At 64.4% G+C, this 16,718-nt stretch carries 14 protein-coding genes; 11 read left to right on the forward strand and 3 right to left on the reverse strand.

Translation table 11 applies throughout. The annotated features are described in order from the left end of the window. Window positions 1–3 precede the first annotated feature (3 nt). Window positions 4–1,356 (forward strand): TRAP transporter large permease, encoded by a 1,353-nt coding sequence (locus U5A57_RS19490; RefSeq protein WP_321913299.1) that lies wholly within the window; start codon window positions 4–6, stop codon window positions 1,354–1,356. Between the two features lie 70 nt (window positions 1,357–1,426). On the opposite strand, the gene U5A57_RS19495 is transcribed toward U5A57_RS19490, so the two are convergent. Further along, the gene (locus U5A57_RS19495) at window positions 1,427–2,443 is read right to left on the reverse strand and encodes an NAD(P)-dependent alcohol dehydrogenase (RefSeq protein ID WP_321913300.1); all 1,017 of its coding nucleotides are present in this window, start codon (window positions 2,441–2,443) and stop codon (window positions 1,427–1,429) included. Window positions 2,444–2,554: 111 nt separating this feature from the next. On the opposite strand from U5A57_RS19495, the gene U5A57_RS19500 reads away from it, so the two are divergent. The 4 genes from U5A57_RS19500 (at window position 2,555) to U5A57_RS19515 (ending at window position 6,864) form a co-directional block, all read left to right on the forward strand. Beyond that, a complete protein-coding gene (locus tag U5A57_RS19500; RefSeq protein WP_321913301.1) occupies window positions 2,555–3,511 on the forward strand; it encodes a LysR family transcriptional regulator in 957 nt (318 codons plus the stop codon). A gap of 108 nt (window positions 3,512–3,619) precedes the next feature. Further along, window positions 3,620–4,714: a fatty acid desaturase family protein gene (locus U5A57_RS19505; protein WP_321913302.1), complete on the forward strand. Its 1,095-nt coding sequence runs from the start codon at window positions 3,620–3,622 to the stop codon at window positions 4,712–4,714. Between the two features lie 19 nt (window positions 4,715–4,733). Beyond that, window positions 4,734–5,981, forward strand: coding sequence for an NAD(P)/FAD-dependent oxidoreductase (locus U5A57_RS19510; RefSeq protein WP_321913303.1), 1,248 nt, complete (start codon window positions 4,734–4,736; stop codon window positions 5,979–5,981). Between the two features lie 16 nt (window positions 5,982–5,997). Beyond that, entirely contained in the window at window positions 5,998–6,864 is an 867-nt protein-coding gene (locus U5A57_RS19515) for a sugar phosphate isomerase/epimerase (RefSeq protein ID WP_321913304.1), read from the forward strand. Window positions 6,865–6,874: 10 nt separating this feature from the next. Here U5A57_RS19515 and U5A57_RS19520 read toward each other — a convergent pair whose 3' ends face one another. Next, window positions 6,875–7,939 (reverse strand): LacI family DNA-binding transcriptional regulator, encoded by a 1,065-nt coding sequence (locus U5A57_RS19520; RefSeq protein WP_321913305.1) that lies wholly within the window; start codon window positions 7,937–7,939, stop codon window positions 6,875–6,877. A 214-nt stretch (window positions 7,940–8,153) separates the two neighbouring features. On the opposite strand from U5A57_RS19520, the gene U5A57_RS19525 reads away from it, so the two are divergent. The 5 genes from U5A57_RS19525 (at window position 8,154) to iolG (ending at window position 13,851) form a co-directional block, all read left to right on the forward strand. Then, complete coding sequence (locus tag U5A57_RS19525; protein ID WP_321913306.1) at window positions 8,154–8,999, forward strand: TIM barrel protein; 846 nt, start codon at window positions 8,154–8,156, stop codon at window positions 8,997–8,999. Between the two features lie 159 nt (window positions 9,000–9,158). Beyond that, window positions 9,159–10,085 (forward strand): sugar ABC transporter substrate-binding protein, encoded by a 927-nt coding sequence (locus tag U5A57_RS19530; protein ID WP_321913307.1) that lies wholly within the window; start codon window positions 9,159–9,161, stop codon window positions 10,083–10,085. A gap of 57 nt (window positions 10,086–10,142) precedes the next feature. Further along, complete coding sequence (locus U5A57_RS19535; protein ID WP_415774645.1) at window positions 10,143–11,687, forward strand: sugar ABC transporter ATP-binding protein; 1,545 nt, start codon at window positions 10,143–10,145, stop codon at window positions 11,685–11,687. Window positions 11,688–11,737: 50 nt separating this feature from the next. Beyond that, complete coding sequence (locus U5A57_RS19540; RefSeq protein ID WP_321913308.1) at window positions 11,738–12,760, forward strand: ABC transporter permease; 1,023 nt, start codon at window positions 11,738–11,740, stop codon at window positions 12,758–12,760. A 68-nt stretch (window positions 12,761–12,828) separates the two neighbouring features. Continuing rightward, complete coding sequence (gene iolG / locus U5A57_RS19545) at window positions 12,829–13,851, forward strand: inositol 2-dehydrogenase (RefSeq protein ID WP_321913309.1); 1,023 nt, start codon at window positions 12,829–12,831, stop codon at window positions 13,849–13,851. A gap of 136 nt (window positions 13,852–13,987) precedes the next feature. Here iolG and U5A57_RS19550 read toward each other — a convergent pair whose 3' ends face one another. Further along, complete coding sequence (locus U5A57_RS19550) at window positions 13,988–15,499, reverse strand: CoA-acylating methylmalonate-semialdehyde dehydrogenase (RefSeq protein ID WP_321913310.1); 1,512 nt, start codon at window positions 15,497–15,499, stop codon at window positions 13,988–13,990. Window positions 15,500–15,684: 185 nt separating this feature from the next. On the opposite strand from U5A57_RS19550, the gene U5A57_RS19555 reads away from it, so the two are divergent. Continuing rightward, window positions 15,685–16,626: a LysR family transcriptional regulator gene (locus tag U5A57_RS19555; protein WP_321913311.1), complete on the forward strand. Its 942-nt coding sequence runs from the start codon at window positions 15,685–15,687 to the stop codon at window positions 16,624–16,626. Window positions 16,627–16,718 lie beyond the last annotated feature (92 nt).

Here is a 16,718-nt window from a genome sequence, read left to right on the forward strand (position 1 = left end):
AACATGGAACTCGCAATTCTTTCGCTCAGCTTCTTGGTGCTCCTCGCCTTTGGGGTGCCGGTTTCTTTCTCGCTCGGTCTCGCCTGCGTCAGCACGTACCTTTACGAAGGACTGCCGGCCGCGACTGCCATGCAGTCGATGATCTCAGGCATGAACGCGTTCTCGTTTCTCGCCGTGCCGTTCTTCATCTTCTCCGGCGAGTTGATGCTGCACGGCGGTATTGCCGACCGCATTCTGCGCTTCGCCCAGGCCGCCGTGGGGCACTTCCGCGGTGGCCTCGGCATGGCCAATGTCGTTGCGTGCACGCTCTTCGGCGGCGTTTCCGGCTCGCCTTCGGCGGATACGTCGGCCATGGGCGGCGTGGTCATTCCGCTCATGAAGCGCGAAGGCTATAGCGCCGCCTATGCGGTCAACGTGACGACGCACTCGTCGCTCGCCGGCGCGTTGATGCCGACTTCGACGAACATGATCATCTACGCATTCGCGGCGCAAGGCATTACGGGCACGCTGAACGGTCAGCAGATGAGCGGCGTGTCGATTGGCGACCTGCTGTTCTCGGGCCTGCTGCCGGTGTTGTGGGTCATGGGCTTCGTGCTGATCGCCGCGTACTGGCAGGCGCGCCGCTTTGGCTATCCGCTCAGCGCGGACGGCAAGACCAAACTGCAGGTGTTCCCCGGCTGGCTCGCCGTGGTGCGAGCGTTCCTCGGCGCGCTGCCTGGCTTGCTCGTGATCGCGATCATTCTCTTCTGCGTGGCGCGGGGCATTGCGACCGCGACGGAAGCGGCCGCAATTGCCGTGGTGTATTCGCTCGCGCTCACCGTGGTCGTGTATCGCACGATGACGAAAGAGAAGCTGTTCTTCGCCCTCTCGCGCGCGGCCAAGACCACGGGCGTGGTGCTGCTGCTGATCGCGGTGTCGAACATGCTGCGCTACCAGATGGCGTATCTGGAGATTCCGGAAGCCATCGAGCGCGTGCTCGAACATGCCACGACGCTTCCCTGGCTGATGCTTCTGTACATCAACATCATCCAGGTTTTTCTGGGCACGTTCATCGACATGGCGGCGCACATCCTCATCACGACGCCGCTGTTCCTGCCGCTCGCCATGCATAGCGGCGTGGGTCCGGTGCAGTTCGGCATCATGATCCTGCTGAACTGCGCGCTGGGCCTCGTGCATCCGCCAATCGGCTCGGTGCAGTTCATCGGCTGCGCAATCGGCGACGTGTCGATCGGGGAGACGACCAAGGTCGCGTGGCCATACTATCTGGCGATTTTCAGCGCGATCAATCTGGTCACGTACTTTCCGTTCTTCTCCACGTGGCTGCCTAGCGTGATCAACGGGCATCCGGTCTTCTAAAGCGACGGGCACAAGCAAAACGAAGCGGGCACCTCGAGTGCCCGCTTCGCTTTTATGCGCCGCTAGCGCGTCACGCCACGCGTATCACCACCTTGCCGAAATGCTTGCCGGCTTCGAGCCACGCGTAAGCTTCGGGCGCTTCGTCGAAACCGAATACGCGATCCACCACGGGGCGAATCTGCTGCGCGCCGACGAAACGCGTGAGGTCGTCTAGCATCGTGCGGCTGCCGACCATGAGGCCGTGCAGCCGCTTGAAGCCGCCGATCACCGGAAGCAGGCCGAGTTCGGGGCCCGCGAAGCTCGTCACGCCGCCGATGATCGAAACGAGCCCGCCCATCTTCGCGGCGGCCACCGAGCGCGGCAGCGTATCGCGGCCGCCCACCTCCACGACGATATCCGCGCCTTCGCCGCCTGTGAGCTTCAGCACTTCGTTCTGCCATTCGGGGTGCGAACGATAATTGATCGTCTCGCTCGCGCCAAGCGAGCGCGCGCGCTCGAGCTTCTCGTCGCTCGACGAAGTGACGATGGTCCGCAAGCCCGCCGCGTGGGCGAGCTGCAGCGCCCAGATCGACACGCCGCCGGTGCCGAGCAGCACGACGGTCGCGCCGGGCTTCGCCTCGCCATCGACGAAGATCGCGTTCCAGGCCGTGATGCCTGCGCACGAGATCGTCGCGGCCTCCTCGTAGCTCAGGTGAGCGGGAATCGAAACGAGCGAGGTTTCGTCAGCGACGAAGCGTTCGGCCAGCACGCCGTCGAATTGCGCGCCGGGCGTCTCGCGCACTTTCGAGGGTGTGGGCGCGCCGTCCACCCAATGCGGGAAGTAGGTGTTGATCACGCGGTCGCCGGCTTTGAAGCGCGTGACCGCCGCGCCGACTTCGACCACTTCGCCGGCGCCGTCGGCAACCGGCACGAGCGCCGCGTCGCCGAGCCCCAGGTAATCGCCGCGCGCGAACATCAAATCGCGATAGTTGAGCGAAGCCGCGTGAATCTTCACGACCACGTCATGCGGGCCGGGCGCGCGCGGCGTGAAGTCGGTGCGCGCGAGTGCGCCATGGCCGCTGCCGGCCTTGAGTTTCCATGCGTTCATGACTGCTCCAGTACGAGTGGGAGCACCTATGATAATGTTGCTTGCACGGCGACATTGGTGAGATTATGGACCTTCGTTGTTGCTGTGAAGGATACAAAAGGAGTCAAAGCAATGAATGATCGCCTGAGCGGCGTGGCCGAATTCGTGGACGTGGTGGACGCGGGCAGTTTCTCTGCCGCGGGCGAGCGCCTTGGCGTGACGCGCTCTGCGGTCGCGAAGATCGTGGCGCGGCTCGAGCAGCGCCTGGGCGTGCGTTTGCTGCACCGGACCACGCGCAGTTTGAGCCTCACCGACGAAGGCCACGCCTACTACGAGCAGTGCCGCCGCGTGCTGAGCGAGCTGAGCGCGGTGGAAGCCGCCTTCGACCATGGCCGGCGCGAGCCTTCGGGGCGCTTGCGGATCAGCGCACCGGTGCTGTTCGGGCGTCAGTGCGTCGCCCCCGTGGTGCGGCGGCTCGTGGAGGACTATCCGCGTCTGAATGTCGAACTTTCGTTTAGCGATCGCGTGGCCGATCTCGTCGAGGACGGCTTCGATCTGGCCGTACGCATCGGCACGCTGCCCGATAACGGCACGCTCGTCGCGCGTAGGCTCGGCGTGCAGCGCATGGGCATCTGCGCGTCGCCTGTGTATCTCGCGCAGCACGGCAAGCCCGCGGACGTCGCCGCGCTCGCCACGCATACCGGCATCGCGTATGGCCGCGCCGGGCAGAGTCCGCCGTGGCGTGTGCGCGGCCCCGGCGGCGAAGTCGAGGAGTGCCGGCTCGCGTCGCGGCTGTACTTCGACGACCTGCTGGCGATTGCCGATGCGGCGGCCGCCGGCGCCGGTGTCGCGTGGCTGCCGTGCTGGCTTATGGCCCCGTACTTGAGCGACGGACGGCTCGAACTCGTGATGGACAGCAAGAGCGTGCTGGGCGGCGAAGTTCACGTCGTGCGGCAGAAGGCGCGGCACATGCCGTCGAAGGTGCGCGTGGCCGTGGACGCGCTCGTCGCGGATATCTCGCGCATGCTCGGCGCCGAACAGGAGCACGTGGATTTCACCCACAAGCTCGCCCACCTGGACGCAAGTTGACGAAATTTCATCAAGGTTTCCGTTGAGCGCGACCGGCGCGCCGCTTATGTTTGATCGCAGAAAGACGTTGCTGCTCGAAGCACGGACAACCGGATCAAGGAGACATCGGTGTCGAACACGGAAACCAGCGCAAGCGGAGCCGGTCGTGACGCGTACAGGCTGATCGGCGGAGCAGGGGAAGCGGCGCGCGCCGCGGGGCTCGTCAATGCCGAGTGGTACAAGTGCCCGGTGCCGCGCGCCACGATGAAAGCGCTCATGCAGCGCGGCGACGCCCGCGCCATGCGCGACACGTTAATCTGGTACGCGGCCATCGTCGCGAGCGGCGTGCTCGCATGGTTCGCGTGGCACGCCCATTCGCTGTGGGCGATTCCCGCGTTCTTCCTCTACGGCACGCTGTATTGCAGCCCCGCCGATTCGCGCTGGCACGAATGCGGACACGGCACGGCGTTCAAGACGCGCTGGATGAACACCGTGGTCTACCAGCTCGCCTCGTTCCAGGTGTTCCGCCGCCCGACCGTCACGCGCTGGACCCATGCGCGCCACCATACCGACACGCTCGTCGTCGGCCGCGACCCCGAGATCGCCGCGCCGCGCCCCACCGACTGGGCCGCGCTGCTGCTCAACGTTTTCGCGATCAAGCATGTGGCGGGCGAAGTGCCGAAGATCGTCGCGTGCGCGTTTGGCCGGATCGGTGCGGAAGAAAGGACCTATGTGCCCGCTTCCGAGTGGCCGAAGGTCGTGCGCGAAGCACGGCTCACGCTGCTCGTCTATGCGATGGTGATCGGCGCGTGCATCGCGCTGCGCTCGCCGCTGCCGCTCCTCTATATCGGTCTGCCGAGCCTGTACGGCGCGTGGCTCTATCTCTACTTCGGGCTCACACAGCACGCGGGGTTGCCCGAGAACGTGCTCGACCATCGCAAGAACTGCCGCACGGTCATGATGAATCCCGTGTTCCGCTTTCTCTACTGGAACATGAACTATCACGTCGAGCACCACATGTTTCCGATGGTGCCGTTCCACGCGTTGCCGCGACTGCATGAGGTCGTCAAGCCCGACATGCCGCCTTCATACAGCAGCACGATCGCGGCTTACGCGGAGATCTTGCCCGCGCTCGTACGCCAGACTCGCGATCCCTCATATCACGTGAAGCGGCCTGTGCCGGGCGCCGAGTGGAACGCATTCAAGCAGCCGGAAACGGCGTGAAAACCGGGGGAGACACAAGATGACGGCCACGGAACGAGTGATGGCGATCGTCGGGGCGGGCCATGTTGGCGGGCGCGCCGCCCAGACGTTGCGCGAAGCAGGGTGGCGCGGCCGCATTGCGCTGATCGGTTCGGAGCCGCATTTGCCGTATGAGCGCCCGCCGCTTTCCAAAGCACTCCTGACGGGTGAGCGCAGCCCCTCGCAATGCGGCCTGCGCTCGCCCGAAGCCTGGCGCGAGGATAACGTCGAGCACATCGTGGCGACTGTGCAGGCGATCGATCCCGTGGCGCGCGCGCTGCAACTGGGCGACGGCGCGACGCTCGCCTACGAGGCGCTGCTGCTGGCAACGGGCGGTCACGCGAGGCGGCTCACGATTCCGGGTGCGACGCTCGCGAATGTGCTGACCCTGCGCACGCTGGACGACGCAGCCGCAATCGGGCCGCGGCTTGCCGCGGGGTCGCGCATCGTCGTCGTGGGCGGCGGGTTCATCGGGCTCGAAGTTGCGGCCTCGGCCCGCGCGCGCGGCTGCGGCGTCACGCTTATCGAAGGTGGTGCGCGACTCATGGGCCGCGCCGTGCCCGCTGTGATCGCGGCGCGCGCTCATGCGCTGCATGAGCGCAATGGCGTTCGCGTGCTGCTGAACTGCGCGCCGCAGGCAATCGAGCGGCTGAGCGACGGCACGCTAGACATGCTGCTGGAAAACGGCGATACGCTGCGCGCCGATACGGTGATCGTCGGTATTGGCATCGAGCCTGCCGATGGGCTCGCACGTGCGGCCGGCATCGAAGTCGAGCGCGGGATAGTCGTGGACGAGGAACTCGCGACCTCCGTGCGCGGCATTTATGCCGCCGGTGACGTGGCGCTGTTTCCGAGCCGCTTCGGTTCGCATCGCATTCGCCAGGAGACCTGGCACAACGCGGAAACCCAGGCACGCGTAGCGGCGCAAAACATGCTCGGTGCTCACGACGCGTATCGCGAGTTGCCCTGGTTCTGGTCCGATCAGTACGATCACCAATTGCAGGTTGCGGGCGAGCCGGCGCTTGGCGCAAGTTCGGTCGTGCGCCCCCTGGCTGGCGACGCGGAAATCCACTTCGAACTGGCGAGCGACCAACGCCTCGTTGGCGCGAGCGGATTCGGACCGGCCAGTGCGCTTGCCAAAGAAATGAAGCTGGCGCGTATGCTGGTGGAGCGCGGTGTGGCGATTGCGCCGGCGCAGTTGCCCGATGCGTTGGCCAACCCCGAGGTCAAGCTCAAGAGCCTGCTTTGATACGAAAAACGGAGACATGATGGCACAACGACTGCTGGTGTTCCAGTCGCTCTGGTCGATGGAACGCCGCCACACCGATGGCTACGAGCGCACGCTCGAAGACAATGTGCGGATGATCGCCGAAGCGGGGTTCGACGGCGTGAGCGCGCATTGCACGAATCGCGAGGACGTGAAACGCCTCGCGGAACTACGCAAGACATACGGGCTGGCGGCGGAGGGCCAGTGCTTCCCTGCGACCGTGGACGACCTGCAGCCGGTGCTCGAGCTTGCCACCGAATTCGGTCTGCATCATGTCGACCTTCAACCCGACGTGCGCCCGCGCACGCAGCACGAGGCGTTCGCGTTGCTGGACGGCTGGCAGCGCCTGGCCGACCAGGTGAACATACCCGTCTACATCGAAACGCATCGCGACCGCATGACGACGGACCTGTATTTCACGCTCGATCTGCTCGACGCGCGCCCCGACCTCAAGCTGCTCGGCGACATATCGCACTACCTCGTGGGGCGCGAATTTGCATGGCCGGTATCGCAGGAGAATCACGCGCTCATGCATCGCATCCTCGATGCTTCCTGGGCGTTTCATGGCCGCGTGGCGAGCCGCGAACAGGTGCAGATCGAGCTATCGTTCGCGCCGCACCGCAAATGGGTCGATCTCTTTCTCGACTGGTGGCGCTATGGCTTTCACTCGTGGCGCAAGCGTGCGGGCGCGGACGAGACGCTCGCGTTCACCTGCGAGCTGGGGCCGCAGCCTTACGCGATCATCGGCCCGGACGGCAACGACACGACCGACCGCTGGCGCGAATCGCTGCTCATGCGCGACTGGATTCGCGAGCTGTGGCTAGAGGTCGAAAAGGAATCTGCGCGCGAAAGCGCCGCAGCCTGAAACGGGAAGGTCATTTCCCGACACCCAGATACGGATTGTGCCGCACATTCGCCGAGCAGAAAATGCGGAACTCCACCGGCCCCGGAGGCGCCGGCGTTTCGAGCACGCCGCATGCGTTGAGCGCATGCTGCAGCGCTGAGATGACCTGGCCGTCCGGGTCCTGGTCGATGGCGATATCCATCGTCCCCTGCTCGATGTACTGGCGGTGCAGGTCGAGCATTTCGTGGCCTGCCCATACGATTTTTCCCACCGCGCCCACCTTGCGCAACGCGGCCTCGATGCCCGCCGACGCATAGCCGCTGTTGTAGATGCCGACCACGCCGCCGCGTTTGAGCGACTTGAGCACCGCGCGATGGCATTGGTCCACGTCGTCGAGCGTTTCCACCGCTTCCTCGTCGCAAACGAGGTGCGGAAACGATTCGGCCAATTGCTCGCGGCACCCGCTGATCCGCTCGATATGCGCGTGATAGTCCTTGCGCGAGCAGATCAGCAGCACGCGGCCCGGCGCTTTCGCGAGGCGCCCGACGAAATAGCCGGCCGTGCGTCCCGCAAGCCGGTTGTCGATGCCCGCGTAATGCACGCGCTCGACCGCATCGATATCGGTGACCATCGTCACCACGGCCTCGCCCTGGGCGATCACGGTGCGCAGCGCGTCGCGCACTTCCGCCGTATCGTGCGTCGTGACGATCAGGCCCGCGCGTTTGTAATTCGGCTTCAGGATGGCGCGGGTAATCACGGTGTCGTCGGCTTCGGGCAGGAACTGCCGGTGCAACACGATGCGCCGGTCGAGCATTTGCATGGAGCGTTCAAGGCCCTGCGTCAGCCGCTGGAAAAACGGCGTGTTGTTTTGCGGCAGCAAAACGTCGATATGCACGAGCCCGTGATGCGTTTCGGGTAACACACGCGGCACGCCGAGCTGGCGCGCGGCCGCGACGACGCGCGCGCGCATCGCGGCGGACACGCTGCCGCGCTCGTTGAGCACACGGTCGACCGTGGCGGGGCTCACGCCCGCGGCTTCGGCAATCTCCACGAAACGCGCCGTGCGCTTGCGGCGCGGCGAAGCGGTGTCCGTCATGGGGCGTCTCCATCTGTTTTGTTTTCCTGCCGGCATTTGAAAACTCGCGCGCGGCGTTGTGGCATTGCAGCACGAAGTGCAGTTTTTTGCCGCGCTGCCGCTGACGAAAAATCATCAATCTTTTCGTTGAGGCGCGTCAATGGGTCGCCTACCTTTTCTACATCGCGCAGGCAGATGAAGAAACCAACAGCTTGGCAATCGACAGGAGACAACGATGCGAGACGTGCAGCAGTTTTCCCTCAACCGCATGAGCGCGCCGAAGCTCGGCTTTCCCGAGTATGTGGAGCTGTGCCAGCGACTGGGCATCGATGCGATTGAGATCCGCAACGATCTGCCGGGCATTGAAATGACCGATGGCACGCCCGCCGCGCAAATCAAGGCGGCATGTGGGGCGGGCGGGCTCACCATTCTCTCGATCAACGCGCTGCAGCGCTTCGAGCAATTCGATGCGACGCGCATGAGCGAAGCCGTTGCGCTCGCACGCTATGCCGCCGATTGCGACGCGAAGGCGCTCGTTCTGTGCCCCACCAATTCGCTGCTCGACAAACGCACGCCGGGCGAGCGTCATGCCGATCTCGTGGCCGCGCTCACGCAACTCAAGCCGGTTCTCGAAGACCACGGCCTCCTTGGACTCGTGGAAACGCTCGGCTTCGAAGAGTGCGCGCTGCGCCGCAAGTCCGACGCGGTAAAGGGCATTTATGACGCGGCAGGCGAGCGTCATTTCAAACTCGTGCACGACACCTTTCATCATCACCTTGCTGGCGAAGACATCTTCTATCCCGATCTCACCGGCCTCGTGCACATCTCGGGCGTGGAAGAAAGCACACTGAAAGTCGATGAGATGCGCGACGGCCATCGCGTGCTCGTGGGCCGCGACGACCGTCTCGGCAACGTGCGTCAGCTCGCGGTGCTGCGCGCGCGCGGCTATCGCGGTTACGCCTCGTACGAACCGTTCGCCGATGAAATCGCACAGGCCAGCGATATCGAACAGCGCCTCGCGGCGAGCATGAGCTATATCCGCGAAGCACTCGATGCCGCGAGCTTGCGCGAGGCCGCTTAAGGCTGATTCGCGGTCTATCTGCACCACCCCGCAATACCGAAGTCGTCACTGACCGTGCGCAGTTGACCCTGCCTCGCACGGCAGCAGAGGTTTTGCGCGCCGGAAAAAGCGCTCGGCCATTAACCAGCGCGCAAAACCGACAAACATACGGAGACAGCCATGAACATCCTCACCCGCTCGCTGCTCGCGTTCGCGCTGGCAGCCGCCATCCCCCTTTCAGCTTCGGCCAGCTCGACGATAGGCGTGACCATGGCGCACTTCGACGACAACTTTCTTACCACCGTGCGCGAGTCCATGGCCGCAGAAGGAAAGGCGAAGAACGTGACGCTCGACTTCGAAGACGCGCAAGGCGACGTGGGCCGCCAGGTGAGCCAGGTCGAAGCGTTCGTTGCGCAGCATGTGGCGGCCATTATCGTGAACCCGGCCGATGCGTCCGCAACGAAACGCATGACCAACGCCGCGCGCAAGGGTGGCATTCCGATCGTGTACGTCAACCGCAAGCCCGACGAGCCGATGGGCAACGGCGCGTATTTCGTGGGGTCGGACAGTCTCGTAGCGGGTCATCTGCAAATGGAGTACCTCGCGAAAAAACTGGGCGGGCACGGCAATATCGCGGTCATGCTCGGCGAACTCTCGACCGACGCCACGCGCGACCGCACACGCGGCGTGAAGGACATCCTCTCGAAGAATCCGGGCATTCATATCGTCGCGGAGCAGACGGCGAATTTCGACCGCAGCCAGGCGATCAATCTGATGAGCCAGTGGCTCAGCGCGGGCAAGAAGTTCGACGCCATCGCCGCCAACAACGACGAGATGGCGCTCGGTGCGCTGATCGCGATGCGCCAGGCCGGGGTCTCGCCGAAGACGGTGCTGGTGGGCGGCGTCGACGCCACGAAGGACGCCCTGTTTGCGATGTCGAAGGGCGACCTCGCCGTGACCGTGTTTCAGGACGGCAAGGGCCAGGGCAAGGCCGCCGTCGACATGGCAGCGAAGGTCGCCGGCGGCGACAAGAGCGTGCAGAGCGAAGCGTGGATTCCCTATCAGCTTGTGACGCCTGATAACTACAAGGGCTTCGTGAACCGCTAAGCCGCGCTCGCTCCGGGCAGTTTGTCTTCTCAAGCAGTTTTCCAGGCGAGAGCGATCATGCCAGATTCGACTATCGCAGCACCGGCGGCGCACGCAATGCAGGCCGCCTTCTTCGTCCCGCTACTTGCGGCGCAGCACGTCCGCAAGGCGTTTCCCGGCGTGATTGCGCTCCATGATGTTTCCATCGACATCCATGCGGGACGCGTTCATGCCTTGATGGGCGAGAACGGCGCGGGCAAGTCCACGATGATGAAGATCATCGCAGGCGTGTATGCGCCCGATGGCGGAACGTTGCGCTTCAAAGGCGAGCCCGTCACACTGAAGTCGCCGCGCGACGCGCTCGACCGCGGCATTGCCATGATTCACCAGGAGCTGAACCTGCTGCCCGACATGACGGTGGCGGAAAACATCTGGATACGGCGCGAGCCGCGCAACCGCATTGGCCTGGTCAACCACGGCGCACTGAACCGGCGCACGCGCGAACTGTTCCAGCAGCTCGGCATCGAGATCGATCCGGAAATACAGTTAGGCAAGCTGAGCATTGCGAACCGGCAGATGGTGGAGATCGCGAAAGCCGTGTCGTTCGACTCCGACCTGCTGATCATGGACGAGCCGACTTCGGCCATCACGGACAAGGAAGTCGAGCACCTCTTTCGCATCATTGCGCAGCTGAAAGCACGCGGCAAGGCGATCATCTACATCACCCACAAGATGGACGAGGTGTTCCAGATCGCGGACGACATTTCGATCTTCCGCGACGGACACCATATCGTCACGCGCGCCGCGTGCGAATTCGACAAGCCGTCGCTGATCGCCGCGATGGTCGGGCGCGAACTGACGCAAGTGTTCCCGAAGGAGACGGTGCCGATTGGCGAAGTGGCGCTTTCGGTGCGCCATCTCGGCCGGCGCGGTGCTTTTGCGAATGTGAGTTTCGACGTGCGCTACGGCGAGATTCTCGGCGTGGCGGGGCTAATGGGCTCGGGCCGCACCGAGGTCATGGAATCGATCTTCGGCATGTACCCCGCAGATGAAGGCGAATTGCTGTTCGACGGTAAGGCAAAAGCAATCCGCTCGCCGGCAGACGCCATTCGCGCCGGCGTGGCGTTCCTGACCGAGGACCGCAAGGGCACGGGACTCTTCATGCAGCTTTCCGTGGGCGAAAACATGCAGATTTCGTCGCTCAAGCGGCATTGCGCGTTTGGCTTCGTACGGCAGCAGCGCATGGACGAAGAGTGCGCGCGGATGTGCCGAAGCCTGAAAGTGAAAACGCCGGGACTCGCGCAGATCATCGAAAACCTGAGTGGCGGCAATCAGCAGAAAGTGCTGCTCGCCAGGTGGCTGCTCAATCAACCCAGGCTGCTGATTCTCGATGAGCCCACGCGCGGCGTGGACGTGGGCGCCAAAGCCGAGATTCACGCGCTCATCACGCAGCTTGCGCGCAGCGGCGCCGCAATCATCATGATTTCGTCGGAGTTGCCTGAGGTGATCGGCATGAGCGACCGCGTGGTGGTCATGCACGAGCGCACGGTGAGCGGCATTCTTCCGCGCGAGCGCGCCACGCAGGAATTCATCATGACGCTCGCATCGGGCGAGCGGATCTGAATCCGGCACATCGGCAAATCGACAATTCGACGCAAGAGAAGGAGACGGACATGCGAGTATCAGCGATCAACGGCGCCGCCGACGCGGCGGCCGCAGCGCCCCGCAAGTGGCGCTTCCCCCAGGAAACCAGCATTCTCGTCGTGCTCGTAGCCATTGCGCTCGTGTTCGAGGCGCTGGGCTGGATCGAACGCGGCCAGTCGTTTCTCTACAACCCGCAAGGATTGCTGATCATGGTCCTGCGCGTTTCGGAGATCGGGCTCATCGCGGTGGGCGTCACGATGGTCATCATCGCGGGCGGCATCGACTTGTCGTCGGGTTCGCTCGTCGCGTTGTCGGCCATGGTCGCAGGGAGCTTCGCCCAGGCCGGCGGCTTTGGTGCGACCGTGTTTCCCGGCGTGGCCGATTTGCCGGTGTTCGTTCCCGTGCTGGCTGGCGTGCTCGTGGGCGGCGTGTGCGGACTCCTGAACGGTGCGCTGATCGTGCGCTCGAATGTGCCGCCGTTCATCGTCACGCTGGGCATGATGGTGTCGGCGCGCGGCCTGGCGCGCTATTACACGCACGGCCAGCCGATCTCCATGTTCACCGACGCCTATTCGGCCATCGGCTCGGGCGCGCGGCCCGTGGCGATCTTTCTCGTAGCCGCCCTGATCTTTCATGTCGTGCTGCGCTATACGCGCTTTGGCAAATGTCTCTATGCAATCGGGGGCAACGTGCAGGCCGCGCGCGTGTCGGGTATTGGCGTGGGGCGTAACCTGATCGCCGTCTATGCAATCGCGGGGCTGCTGAGCGGGCTGGCGGGCGTGGTGGTGTCGGCGCGCGCACAAACCAGCCAGTCAGGCATGGGCCTTTCGTACGAACTCGACGCGATTGCCGCAGCCGTGATTGGCGGCACGAGTCTCGCGGGCGGAGTGGGGCGCATTACCGGCACCGTGATCGGCGCGTTGATTTTGGGCGTGATTTCGAGCGGCTTCATTTTCCTCGGCATCGACTCCTATATTCAGGAAATTGTGAAAGGCGGAATCATCGTTGCCGCCGTGATCGCCGATCAATATCGCAAGCGCCGCGCGCGTTGAGAGCGTATTCGTAGTTCATTGACATCGCAGTAGAGGCCACGTCTGGAAGAGACATAACGGAGAACGTAATGATTGAGTTTGCTTTGTTCGGTGCGGGTCGAATCGGCAAGATTCATGCTTCAAATCTGGTTCGCCAGCCGGGCGTGCGATTGAAATACGTCGTGGACAGGCATGCGCCTTCCGCGCAGGCGCTCGCGCACGCGCACGGCGCGCAGGTAGCCAGCGTGGCGCAGGCGCTCGAAGATCAGGCCATTGGCGCGGTGGTGATCGCTTCGAGCACGAATACGCATGCGGATTTGATCGTCGCCGCCGCGAACGCGGGCAAAGCCGTGTTCTGCGAAAAGCCGGTCGATCTGACGGTCGCTCGCTCGCGAGAAAGCGCCGAGGCGGTGCGGCGCAATGGCGTGGTTGGCATGATCGGGTTTCAGCGGCGTTTCGATCCGACCTTTGCGGCGCTCAAGGCGCGCATCGAGCAGGGCGAAATCGGCGAACCGGAAATGCTCATCATCACGAGCCGCGATCCGGGCGCGCCGCCCGTGGACTACATCAAGAGTTCGGGCGGCATTTTCAAGGACATGCTGATTCACGACCTCGACGTGTTCCGCTGGATTCTCGGCGACGAAGCGCTGAGCCTGCACGCCACCGGCAGTTGCCTGACCGACCCGAAAGTGGCGGCGGCGGGCGATATCGATTCGACGGCCGTGACCATTCGCACGCGGCGCGGCCTGCTTTGCCAGATCAACACGTCGCGGCGCGCCGCGTATGGCTATGACCAGCGCTTCGAAGTGCTGGGCAGCATGGGCATGCTCCAGGCGGGCAACGTGCGCCCGACGCAGGTAAGTGCGTGGACGGCGGCAGCGGTCTCGACAGACGTGCCCGAGCCGTTCTTCCTCGAACGGTATCGCGAGGCGTATGCCGCGGAAATGGCGCACTTCGTGCAGGCGCTGACGAAGGGCACGCCGGTTCGCACGACGATCGAGGACGGCGTGAAGGCGCTTGAGTTGGCGGAACTCGCGACGTCGTCGTGGAAGACGGGCGCGGCGCTCGATGTCGCAGTGGAAGAGCAGCGCCAGTTGGCCACGGCGGCGTAGGGTGTTCCCAATCGGTTCGCCGGTTTCACCTCTGCTCCCCGCGGGGGCAGAGGTAAAGCAGTGCCTACGTGCTCCTGCGCGACGAACCATAAAAAAAGCCCACATGGAGTGGGCTTTTTGCGCTCAACAACAATCTTTACTTCGCCACCGGCATCGAAAACTCGGCACCCTTTTCGGTGCTTTCCGGCCAGCGCTGCATGATCGACTTCTGCTTCGTATAGAAGCGCACGCCTTCTTCGCCATACGCGTGCATGTCGCCAAAGAGGCTGCGTTTCCAGCCGCCAAAGCCGTGCCATGCCATCGGCACCGGAATCGGCACGTTGATGCCCACCATGCCCACTTCGATCTGGCGGCCGAACTCGCGCGCCACGTTGCCGTCGCGCGTGAAGCAGGCCACGCCGTTGCCGAACTCGTGGTCGTTGATCAGTTGCACCGCTTCGGCAAAGTCCTTGGCGCGCACGCAGGCGAGCACCGGCCCGAAGATCTCTTCCTTGTAGATGCGCATTTCCGGCGTGACGTTGTCGAACAGCGTGCCGCCGGTGAAGAAGCCATTCTCATGGCCGGGGACCTTCAGGCCGCGCCCGTCGACCACGAGCGTCGCGCCTTCTTCCACGCCGGTCGCGATATAGCCTTCGATGCGCTCGAGTGCCTGCTTCGTAACGATCGGGCCCATTTCCGCGTCGGCTTCCATGCCGTTCCTGATCTTCAGCGTGCGGGCGCGCTCGGCAAGGCGCGGCACGATCTTGTCGGCCACGTCGCCCACCAGCACGGCCACCGAAATCGCCATGCAGCGCTCGCCGGCCGACCCGTAGCCCGCGCCGATCAGCGCATCCACGGTTTGTTCGATATCGGCGTCGGGCATCACGACCATGTGGTTCTTCGCGCCGCCCAGCGCCTGCACGCGCTTGCCGTGCTTCGCGCCGGTCTCGTAGATATAGTTCGCGATCGGCGTGGAGCCCACGAAACTCACGGCCTTCACGTCGCGGTGCGCGAGGAGGGCGTCGACCACGACCTTGTCGCCCTGCACGACGTTGAATACGCCGTCGGGCAGGCCGGCTTCCTTGAGCAGACGCGCCATGAAGAGCGAAGGGGAAGGATCGCGCTCGCTAGGCTTGAGGATGAACGTGCAGCCCGCTGCAAGCGCCACCGGGAACATCCAGCACGGCACCATGCAGGGGAAGTTGAACGGCGTGATGCCGGCTACGACACCCAGCGGCTGGCGCACGGTCCAGTTGTCCATGCCCGTGGAAACCTGTTCGGTGTAGTCGCCCTTGAGCAGTTGCGGAATGCCGCAGGCAAATTCGATCACGTCGATGCCGCGCGCGACTTCGCCCTGCGCGTCGGAGAACACCTTGCCGTGCTCGGCCGTGATGATGGCCGCGAGTTCGTCCTTGTGGCGGTTCATCAGCTCGAGAAAACGCAGCATGACGCGCGCGCGGCGAATCGGCGGCGTGTCGCGCCAGGCCGGGAACGCGGCTTTCGCGCTCGCCACGGCGGCGTCCACATCGGCCACTTCGCCCAGCACGAGGCGGCGCGCGGCGGCGCCGGTCGCGGGGTTGAAGACCGCTTGCGTACGGTCGCCCGTGCCGCGTTCGGTCTTGCCGCCGATGAAGTGGATCACGTCTGCGGAATCGGTGTAGGCCTGCATGTCATCTCCTCGTCTGGTGAGTACGTGCCGTCAGTCTACGGAGACCGCAGGGCCCGGGAAAGGCTCTGTCGCTGAATTGATTGTTTTCAGTGATGAACAATCGCTTGCGAAGTCTGTGAAAGATTGCCGGGCGGCATGCTAGTATCGGCGCAGGAATTACGAGCTTTTGGGGCGGACTTTCATTCATGGATACGCAGCGAGTCGAGGCGCTCTGGACGCATTTGCACTGGCTCAATGTGCTCGCCACCCAGGGCAGCTACACCGCGGCGGCGGCGCGCCTCGGCGTGAGCAAGGCGGCCGTGAGCCAGCGCATTGCCGAACTGGAGCGGGTGGCGGGCGTACCGCTTGTGCAGCGCACCACGCGCAGCGTGCGCTTCACGGAAGCGGGGCTGCGGCTCGTGGAAGACACGCGCGCGCAATTCGACAGCATCGCCGCGAGTTTTGCGAGCGTGCGCGAGATGGCCGATGTTGCGCGCGGCACCGTGCGCGTTACCGCGCCCGTGGCCTTCGCGCGCCAGCAACTGGTGCCGCGGCTAGCGCAGTTTTCGCGCGCGCATCCTGAAGTGCGCGTGCAACTGGAACTCTCCGACCGGCTCACCTCGATTGCGAGCGAAGGGTTCGATCTCGCGATCCGCCATAGCGCGCAGGTGCCCGAAACGCACGTGGCGTGGAAACTGTGCGACACGCGCTCGGTCATCGTCGCCACGCGCGCTTACCTCAAGCAGCGCGGCACGCCGCAAACGCCCGCCGATCTCGCGCAGCACGACTGTCTGTTCTATCCGCGCGCGTTGGGTGCGGGGGTGTGGTCGTTTGAAAGAGCCGGCCGCCGCGCGGAAGGCGCGCGCGAGACGGTGACGGTGAACGGCCCGGTCTCGGCGAACAACAGCGAAGCGCTGCGCGACGCGGCGCTCGAGCATCTCGGCATCGCGCTGCTGCCCGACTTCAGCGCGCAGGCCGCGCTGCAGGCCGGCAAGCTCGTGGTGCTGTTGCCCAGCTGGCGGCCGGTGGGCGCGTTTGCTTCGCAACTGCACGTCGTGCGGCCGTATGGGGCGCAGGTGCCGCGTGCGGTCAAGCACTTCACGGAGTTTCTGCGGCAGACGTTCAAGGATGGCTTTCCATTGGCGTGACAGAGGTGTGCGACGCCGTGCCTGCGCCTTGCTGATGTGTTTTCGATAGATTTTTGGTATCCACGGCGCCCGGTGCCAACGTTATGCTTGAG

Source organism: Paraburkholderia sp. J11-2 (genome assembly GCF_905220185.1).
Taxonomy (GTDB): Bacteria; Pseudomonadota; Gammaproteobacteria; order Burkholderiales; family Burkholderiaceae; genus Paraburkholderia.

Excerpts from the sequence above, each read along its gene's own strand:
- U5A57_RS19530 (WP_321913307.1), top strand. The coding sequence starts at position 9,159 with ATGAACATCCTCACCCGCTCGCTGCTCGCGTTCGCGCTGGCAGCCGCC.
- U5A57_RS19490 (WP_321913299.1), top strand. The coding sequence starts at position 4 with ATGGAACTCGCAATTCTTTCGCTCAGCTTCTTGGTGCTCCTCGCCTTT.
- U5A57_RS19500 (WP_321913301.1), top strand. The coding sequence starts at position 2,555 with ATGAATGATCGCCTGAGCGGCGTGGCCGAATTCGTGGACGTGGTGGAC.
- U5A57_RS19525 (WP_321913306.1), top strand. The coding sequence starts at position 8,154 with ATGCGAGACGTGCAGCAGTTTTCCCTCAACCGCATGAGCGCGCCGAAG.
- U5A57_RS19535 (WP_415774645.1), top strand. The coding sequence starts at position 10,143 with ATGCCAGATTCGACTATCGCAGCACCGGCGGCGCACGCAATGCAGGCC.
- U5A57_RS19555 (WP_321913311.1), top strand. The coding sequence starts at position 15,685 with ATGGATACGCAGCGAGTCGAGGCGCTCTGGACGCATTTGCACTGGCTC.
- U5A57_RS19510 (WP_321913303.1), top strand. The coding sequence starts at position 4,734 with ATGACGGCCACGGAACGAGTGATGGCGATCGTCGGGGCGGGCCATGTT.
- U5A57_RS19515 (WP_321913304.1), top strand. The coding sequence starts at position 5,998 with ATGATGGCACAACGACTGCTGGTGTTCCAGTCGCTCTGGTCGATGGAA.
- U5A57_RS19550 (WP_321913310.1), bottom strand. The coding sequence starts at position 15,499 with ATGCAGGCCTACACCGATTCCGCAGACGTGATCCACTTCATCGGCGGC.
- iolG (WP_321913309.1), top strand. The coding sequence starts at position 12,829 with ATGATTGAGTTTGCTTTGTTCGGTGCGGGTCGAATCGGCAAGATTCAT.
- U5A57_RS19520 (WP_321913305.1), bottom strand. The coding sequence starts at position 7,939 with ATGACGGACACCGCTTCGCCGCGCCGCAAGCGCACGGCGCGTTTCGTG.
- U5A57_RS19495 (WP_321913300.1), bottom strand. The coding sequence starts at position 2,443 with ATGAACGCATGGAAACTCAAGGCCGGCAGCGGCCATGGCGCACTCGCG.
- U5A57_RS19540 (WP_321913308.1), top strand. The coding sequence starts at position 11,738 with ATGCGAGTATCAGCGATCAACGGCGCCGCCGACGCGGCGGCCGCAGCG.